Source organism: Tardiphaga sp. (assembly GCF_025356345.1).
GTDB lineage: Bacteria > Pseudomonadota > Alphaproteobacteria > Rhizobiales > Xanthobacteraceae > Tardiphaga.
Genome location: NZ_JANXTC010000037.1, coordinates 1 through 8,047, shown reverse-complemented (window position 1 = coordinate 8,047; position 8,047 = coordinate 1). Strand labels below are relative to the sequence as shown.

Sequence of the window (8,047 nt, the reverse complement as noted above, 5' to 3'; positions counted from 1 at the left end):
GGCAACCGGCATGCGGGCTATGTATGTTTCGGCCAGATGAGGTTATTCTTGAAATCTCTGAGGCGGAGAGCGACATCTTGCTTGTCGAGGTGATCACGCCCGTGGGTAGATGCAGGATCATTGGAAATGTGCACCAAGTTGGACGCATTTCGTATGTCGATAGAGCGCATATCGATGGGCTGACGCCCGGCGCACTGGGGCGGCCCGGTCTCAATATCATTGGACGCAAGCTTCTGGAGCAAGCCAATGTCGATGAAATTATCATTGAGGGAGGCACTCGAACGAGCGGCCGCTTCAAAGGACGAGCCCCTCGCACCATTAGACTCCGTCGCGCCTAATGTGTGGATCAAGCCGATCGATATCCCCCACATAGTCGCGCTGGCCAAAGCGATGGTCGGCCTCGGCCTGAGGCTCAAATACGCGCACGAAGCCATCAACCGGTTGGCAGCGAGCGAGACAATCGCAATTGCCATTCCCGGAGAAGTGGGTGCTATCGCCGCCGCGCTTGAGCCTTACGGCGTCATCGTCACCGTGTATGAGCAGGAACCGGCCGTCGCCATGGCCGGCCTTCGAGAGCCTGACAGAAACATTCGTTAACACTTTCCGGGCTACATCCTTGGCCGTACGGAGTATCGCGAATGGACATGGCCCTGGTTGCCAGCGCGCTTGCCTTGCAGGCGGGCAAGACGCAGTCGCAGATCGGCGCTGCGATCATGAAATCGAACGCCGATATGGAGAAATCCTCGGTGCTGACGCTGCTCGGCGCCGCCCAGCAGTCATCGCAGGCCAATCTCGGTGCCGGGGTTGGCGGCAATCTGGATATTGCGGCCTAAAGCCCTGCCGCGTTCGGCCTGATCGCGGCCTTGACCAGTTTCACGGCGTCGTCGCTGGCCCATTCGGCGGGACCGGCGATGGTGGCTATCTCGCAGCCCTTGCCGTCGACCAGCACCGAGGTCGGCATCCCCAGCGCCCGGCCGACGCTCTTCAGGTCCTGAAACACTTTGGCGTTGGTGTCGGTAAAGTAAGCGAGCTTGTCGAGGTTACCGTCCTTCAGAAAGGCCTTCGGCTTGGCGGGGTCGCGGGTGTCGATATTGACCGCCACCACCTCGAAATCCGGACCGCCGAGCTGGCCCTGCAGCGCGTCCAGCGCCGGCATCTCCTTGCGGCACGGCACGCACCAGGTTGCCCACAGGTTCACCAGCACCGTGCGCCCGCGCCAGTCCGACAGCTTCTTCGGGTTGCCGTCGCTGTCGAGAAAGGTCAGGTCCGGTAGCTTCAGCGGCGCGGTGGCCATGGTCAGGCCGGCGATCTCGCCGCGGGCCAGCGGCGAAATCTTTTTCGACAGTGCCACTGCCGGCTGGCAGTCCGGGTCGCCGGGCGGTGTGCGGTAATCGCTGAAGCGGGCCACCGCGGCATAGCCGATCACGGCGCCGATCAGGACCGAGCCCAGCACGATGAGCTTGCGGCGCCAGAGGCGGGGGGGCGTGTCGGGCATATCGTTTGTCATCCAGTGTCAGTTGCGGCTATGCAGGGGCTTATATGGGGAAATCGGCGGAAAAGCGCGGTTCGCGCTTCGCCGACCAATCGAGTGACAGGTCATGGCTTCCAGCACGAGCAACAAGATGTGGGGCGGTTTGTTCGGCGAGAGCCCCGACGCGATCATGGAGGAAATCAATGTCTCCATCGACGTCGATCGCGCCCTCTACGCCCAGGACATTGCCGCGTCGAAAGCCCATGCCGCGATGCTGGCCGCGCAGGGCATTATCACCGCGAAAGATGCGAAAAATATCGCCGGAGGTCTAGACACGATCCTGTCAGAGATCACCAAGGGCTCGTTCACCTTCAAGCGCGCGCTCGAGGACATTCACATGAATGTCGAGAGCCGGCTCGGCGAGCTGATTGGCCCGGCCTCGGGCCGTCTGCACACGGCGCGCTCGCGCAATGACCAGGTCGCCACCGATTTCCGGCTGTTTGTCCGCGATACGCTGGATGCGCTGGACGAGGCCTTTGCCGCGTTCCAGCGCGCATTGGTCGATCGCGCGCTGGAACATGCCGGTACCGTGATGCCCGGCTTCACCCATCTGCAGACCGCGCAGCCGGTCACCTTCGGCCATCATCTGATGGCCTATGTCGAGATGGCGGCGCGCGACCGCGGCCGCTTTGCCGACGCCCGCAAGCGCCTCAATGAAAGCCCGCTTGGCGCCGCCGCGCTGGCCGGCACCTCGTTCCCGATCGACCGCCACGCGACGGCCAAGGCGCTCGGCTTCGACCGTCCGATGAACAATTCGCTCGATGCGGTATCCGACCGCGACTTTGTCCTTGAGACGCTGTCAGCCGCCTCGATCGCCGCCGTGCATCTGTCGCGCTTTGCCGAGGAGATCGTGATCTGGACCTCGCCGCTGGTCGGGCTGGTGCGGTTAAGCGACAAATTCACCACCGGCTCCTCGATCATGCCGCAGAAGCGCAATCCGGACGCTGCCGAGCTGGTGCGCGCCAAGACCGGCCGCGTCATCGGCGCGCTTACCGGGCTGCTGATCGTCATGAAGGGCCTGCCGCTGGCCTATCAAAAGGACATGCAGGAGGACAAGCAGGGCGCGATGGAGGCGTTTTCGGCGCTGTCGCTGGCGGTCCGCGCCATGACCGGCATGGTCCGCGACCTCGTGCCCAACGAGGCCAAGATGCATGCCGCCGCCGGCGAGGGCTATGCCACCGCCACCGACCTTGCCGACTGGCTGGTCCGCACCCTGAAAATGCCGTTCCGCGATGCCCATCACGTCACCGGCAAGATCGTTGGTCTCGCCACCAGGGCCGGCGTGCCGCTGCACGAATTGCCGCTGAAGGACATGCAGGCGGTGGAGCCGAAGATCACCGCCGCGGCGCTGGCCGTGTTATCGGTGGAATCCTCGGTGAAAAGCCGCGTCAGCTATGGCGGTACGGCGCCGAAGAACGTCCTGGCGCAGGCGAAAGCCTGGCTCAAGCGACTGGAAAAAGAGCGAAAATAGGCGTGCCGTCGCCGCGAAAGCGGGGACCCATAGGCTCCGTCTCCTCAATTCGAACACGGAAGCTGCGGTATTTTAGTTACGACGCCTGAGGATATGGATCCCCGCCTTCGCGGGGACGACAGCACCTCTCGCCAGCCCGCGCCAATCTTAGTATGGTGCGGCTGCATTTGGGGATATCGCCGTGAATCGTTCGACCCGCCCTGCGTCTTCGCGATGGGCTTTTCTTGTTCTGACCGTTTCTGCGCTGGCGCTGGCCGGCTGCGGCCGCAAGGGCGGCCTCGATCGGCCACCGCAGCAGTCATCGCTGCAGCCGGACGCTCCGATGGCGCAGCCGGCGAGCGCCGATTCGCAGTCCGCGGCCAACAAGGGTGCTGCCATCTTCGCACCGACCACCGGCGCCGATGATGCGCCGCCCGCCGCCGCGAAGGGCCGCAAGAAGCCGTTCCTCCTCGATCCGCTGCTGGACTAGCCCGTCATGCGCCATTTTGACTACCGCGACGGCGTGCTTCACGCCGAGGGCGTGAATATTGCCGAAATGGCCGAGACTGTCGGCACGCCGTTTTATTGCTATTCGACAGCGACCCTGGAGCGGCATTATCGCGTGTTCAGCGCGGCCTTTGCCGATGTCGATTCGCTGGTCTGCTATGCCATGAAGGCGAACTCCAACCAGTCGGTGCTGCGCACCCTGGCCAGGCTCGGCGCTGGCGCCGATGTGGTGTCCGGCGGCGAATTGAAGCGGGCTCTGGCGGCCGGCATTCCGTCGAACAAGATCCTGTTTTCCGGCGTCGGCAAGACCGCGACCGAGCTGCGCGCCGCGTTGTCGGAAGATATTCTCTGCATCAACGTCGAATCCGAGCCCGAACTTGAACTGCTGTCGGCGCTGGCCGTCGAGATGGGACGCACCGCGCGCATCTCGATCCGGGTCAATCCGGACGTCGATTCCGGCGGCCATGCCAAGATCACCACCGGCAAGTCCGAGAACAAGTTCGGCATCCCGCTGTCCGGCGCGCGCGCCGTCTATGCCCGCGCCGCGAAGCTGCCGGGCATCAAGGTCCGCGGCGTCGACGTGCATATCGGCAGCCAGATCACCGATCTGGCACCGATGGAGGTGGCGTTCCGGCTGCTGGCCGATTTCGTCACCGTGCTGCGCGGCGACGGCCACACGATCAGCCATGTCGATGTCGGCGGCGGCCTCGGCATTCCCTATTATGAGGACCGCGAAGTGCCGCCGGAGCCCGCGGCCTATGCGGCGATGGTCAAGCGTGTGACCCATAATCTTGGCTGCACGCTGATGTTCGAGCCCGGTCGCCTGATCGTCGGCAATGCCGGCATCCTGGTCGCCAGGGTGGTCTATGTGAAGCACGGCGACGGCAAGAATTTTGTCATCATCGACGCGGCGATGAACGATCTGATCCGGCCGACCTTGTATGAGGCCTATCACGAAATCCTGCCGGTGCAGGCGCCGGCCGAAGGCGCTTCGATGATCGTCGCCGACGTGGTTGGCCCGGTCTGCGAGACCGGCGACTATCTGGCGCTGGATCGCAAGCTGCCGCTGCCGAAGCCCGGCGACCTGATCGCGGTGATGACCGCCGGCGCCTATGGCGCCGTGCAGGCAGGAACCTACAACACCCGGGCGCTGGTGCCGGAAGTGCTGGTCAACGGCAATCACTACGCCGTGGTCCGCCCGCGGGTCGAGGTCGAGGACCTCATTGCGCTGGACAAGACCGCACCCTGGCTGTGAGGGCTCTGTCCCTCCCCCAAGCGCGGCATAGCCGCGCGCAGTGGGGAGGGTGGCGCGTTTGAGAGCGCAGCGAACAAATGCGACGGGTGGGGGAATGCCTCACACTCAACGGCGCAGGCTGCACCACCCCCACCCGACCGGCCTTCGGCCGGCCACCCTCCCCACGCGAAGGCGCGGGGGAGGGAAAGCGCGCCAGCGCTTGCTTCATTAAAATACCCCTCACGGCTTCGTGACCCTATTCTCCCCGAATCCCCTTAGGCTCGCCGCTTGCATGGTGTTGTGCCGGCGCCATGGCATGCCTCATTGCAGCCGTCGTGCTAGTGTGCTGTTCGGCAACCCCGGAGATCGTCGTGAGCGCCACGCCCCCCGAACGACCAGACGTCCCGCGCGATCCTGAAACGATGGCGCGGCTTCAGCTGACGCAGGCGTTGCAGCGCGCCCGCTGGTCAATCGCGTGGGAGCGCGGCTGGCCGCATCTGGCGCGTCTGGTCAGCGTCATTGGCCTGTTCCTGGTGGCCTCATGGGCCGGGCTGTGGCTGATGCTGCCGTTCATCGCCCGTGCCATCGGGCTTTCGCTGTTCGCGCTGGGCGCGCTGGCGACGCTGGTTCCATTGGTTAAATTCCGCTGGCCGTCGCGCGAGGAAGGGTTGTCGCGGCTCGACCGCGGTACCGGAATCCGGCACCGCCCGGCGACGGCGCTGGCCGACACGCTGTCGACGCAGGATCCGATGGCCCGCGCGCTGTGGCAGGTGCAGCGCGAGCGTACATTGTCGTCACTGAAGGAAATCCGCGCCGGCCTGCCATCGCCACGGCTGCCGCGGCACGACCCGTGGGCGCTGCGCGCGCTGGTCGCGGTGCTGCTGGTCGCGACCTGGTTTGCCGCGTCCGGTGAACGCGGCGCCCGTATCATGGCGGCGTTCGACTGGAACGGCGTGCTGGCGCCTGCCAATGTTCGCGTCGACGCCTGGCTGACGCCACCGCTTTATACCGGCAGGCCGCCGATCATTCTCTCCGCCGCCAACAAGGAGGCCGGCACGGCCGATGCCGCCGCGTTACCGGTGCCGGTCGGCAGCAGCTTGATCGTCCGCTCCAGCGGCGGCGCACTCGACGTCGCGCTTTCCGGCGGTGTCACCGAGGCGGCGCCCGCCACCGATGCGCCGAAGGGCACCAGCGAAAAGCACTTCACCATTGCCGCCGATGGCACCGCGCATGTCCGCGCGCCGTCCGGCCAGCCGGTGTGGAAATTCACCGCCACTGCCGATCGGGCGCCGACCATCGCGTTGGCCAAGGATCCCGAGCGCCAGGCGCGCGGCTCGCTGCAGATGTCCTACAAGCTCGAGGACGATTACGGCGTCACCGAAGCCCATGCGCAATTCGTCGCCCGCGCGACCGATACCAAGGGCGCCAAGCCACGCCCGCTGTTCGAGCCGCCGTCATTCTCGCTGGTGCTGCCCAACGCGCGCACCCGCAATGGCGTCGGCCAGACCGTTAAGGACCTCTCCGAGGATCCCTATGCCGGCGCCGATGTGACGCTGACGCTGACCGCGAAGGACGAATCCGGCAATGAGGGCAAGAGCGAGCCGTTCAACACCCGGCTGCCGGAACGGCTGTTCACCAAGCCGCTGCCGCGCGCGCTGATCGAGCAGCGGCGGATTCTCGCGCTCGACGCCACCCAGAACAGCCAGGTCGCCTTCGCGCTGGAGGCGCTGATGATCGCGCCGGAGGCGTTCACGCCGGAAGCCGGCCAGTATCTCGGCCTGCGCAGCGTCGCCACCCAGCTCGATCGCGCCCGTACCGACGCCGCGCTGCGCGAGGTCGTTGCCTCGCTGTGGTCGCTGGCGGTGACCATCGAGGATGGCGATATCACCGACGTCGACAAGGCGCTGAAGGCGGCGCAGGACGCGCTGAAGCAGGCGCTCGACCGCGGTGCCAGCGACGAGGAAATCAAGAAGCTCACCGAAAATCTGCGCGCCGCGATGGACAAGTTCCTGAAGCAGCTCGCCGAAAAGATGCGCGACAATCCGCAGCAGCTGGCGCGCCCGCTCGACAAGAACAGCAAGGTGCTGCGGCAGCGCGACCTCGACGACATGATGCGGCAGATGGAGCAGAAGTCGCGCGCCGGCGACAAGGAAGGCGCCAAGGCGCTGCTCGACCAGCTGCAGCAAATGCTGGAAAACCTGCAGATGGCGCAGCCCGGCCAGCAGGGCGATGGTGAGATGGAGCAGGCGCTGAACGAGCTTGGCGACATGATCCGCAAGCAGCAGCAATTGCGCGACAAGACCTTCAAGCAGGGCCAGGATTCCCGCCGCGACCGCTCGCGCAACGGCAAGCAGGGCGATCCCGGCATGAGCGATCTGCAGCAGGACCAGCAGAACCTGCGCGATCGGCTGAAGAAGCTGCAGGACCAGCTCGCCAAGCAGGGCATGGGCCAGGGGCCGAAAGGTCAGAAGGGCCAAAAAGGCGAAAAGGGTCAGGGCGGACAGGGCCAGCAGGGCGAGGCCGGCGATGGCGATGACGGCGATGGCCTGGGGGACGCCGATTCCGCGATGGGCGACGCCGACGGCCAGCTTGGCGACGGCAATGCCGAGGGCGCCCAGGGCTCGCAGGGCCGCGCCATCGATGCGATGCGCAAGGGCGCGCAAGCGTTGGCGCAGGCCATGCAACCCGGCGAGGGCGAAGGCCAGGGCGATGGTCCCGGCAACAATCCGGGCCGCCAGCAGGGCGCCGGCCGGCAGAGCGATCCACTCGGCCGCCCGTTGCAGAGCCGCGACCTCGGCGACGATCTCAGCGTGAAGATTCCCGGCGAGATCGACGTGCAGCGCGTTCGCCGCATTCTCGAAGAGCTGCGCCGCCGGCTCGGCGACACCACCCGCCCGCAGCTCGAACTCGATTACATCGAACGGCTGCTGAAGGATTATTGAGCGGCTCTTGCCGTCCTCCTCCCTCGTCATTCCGGGGCGTCGATAGCGGCGGAGCCGCTGGCGGCGGACCCGGAATCCCGTGCTGTTTTGCGCTGATCATTTCAAGATTCCGGGTTCGCGCGCGGCTGGCGCCGCTCACGCCCCGCAATGACGATGCGGGGCGACCCCAACCCGTCAAATATTTATTCCTATTTCTTGTTGACAATAATCCTTTATTGATTATAATCCGCTTTGTCCCGCCGCGGTGAGAGGGGCGTTCGCGACGTCGGCGATCGCGGGGCGGGATGCGGTGACGCGGCAGCGTCAGGCCGGAGCGAAGGTCGCAGGGCGCCAGCCCCGACTTGAACATGCCCCCTTATGGCTAGGGGAGTGTTCAAGGACGG

7 protein-coding genes are annotated in these 8,047 nt (G+C 65.6%); 6 read left to right on the top strand and 1 reads right to left on the bottom strand.

Features of this window, described 5'->3' with window-relative positions:
• Positions 1–246 precede the first annotated feature (246 nt).
• Together Q0S16_RS01930 and Q0S16_RS01925 are read left to right on the top strand one after the other, a co-directional pair.
• Entirely contained in the window at positions 247–597 is a 351-nt protein-coding gene (locus tag Q0S16_RS01930) for a hypothetical protein (protein WP_295844415.1), read from the top strand.
• A 41-nt stretch (positions 598–638) separates the two neighbouring features.
• On the top strand, positions 639–833 hold the full coding sequence (locus tag Q0S16_RS01925; RefSeq protein WP_295844413.1) for a putative motility protein: 195 nt from the start codon (positions 639–641) through the stop codon (positions 831–833).
• Here Q0S16_RS01925 and Q0S16_RS01920 read toward each other — a convergent pair.
• On the bottom strand, positions 830–1,495 hold the full coding sequence (locus Q0S16_RS01920) for a TlpA disulfide reductase family protein (protein ID WP_295844411.1): 666 nt from the start codon (positions 1,493–1,495) through the stop codon (positions 830–832). The two genes, Q0S16_RS01925 and Q0S16_RS01920, sit on opposite strands and share 4 nt — an antisense overlap.
• A 103-nt stretch (positions 1,496–1,598) precedes the next feature.
• Between Q0S16_RS01920 and argH the strand changes: the two genes are divergently transcribed.
• The 4 genes from argH (at position 1,599) to Q0S16_RS01900 (ending at position 7,664) form a co-directional block, all read left to right on the top strand.
• Positions 1,599–3,002, top strand: coding sequence for an argininosuccinate lyase (gene argH, locus Q0S16_RS01915; RefSeq protein ID WP_295844406.1), 1,404 nt, complete (start codon positions 1,599–1,601; stop codon positions 3,000–3,002).
• Positions 3,003–3,183: 181 nt separating this feature from the next.
• A complete protein-coding gene (locus Q0S16_RS01910) occupies positions 3,184–3,471 on the top strand; it encodes a lipoprotein (RefSeq protein WP_295844404.1) in 288 nt (95 codons plus the stop codon).
• 6 nt (positions 3,472–3,477) lie between these two features.
• The gene (lysA, locus tag Q0S16_RS01905; RefSeq protein ID WP_295844402.1) at positions 3,478–4,743 is read left to right on the top strand and encodes a diaminopimelate decarboxylase; all 1,266 of its coding nucleotides are present in this window, start codon (positions 3,478–3,480) and stop codon (positions 4,741–4,743) included.
• Between the two features lie 401 nt (positions 4,744–5,144).
• Positions 5,145–7,664: a TIGR02302 family protein gene (locus Q0S16_RS01900; protein ID WP_295844418.1), complete on the top strand. Its 2,520-nt coding sequence runs from the start codon at positions 5,145–5,147 to the stop codon at positions 7,662–7,664.
• Positions 7,665–8,047: the final 383 nt, after the last annotated feature.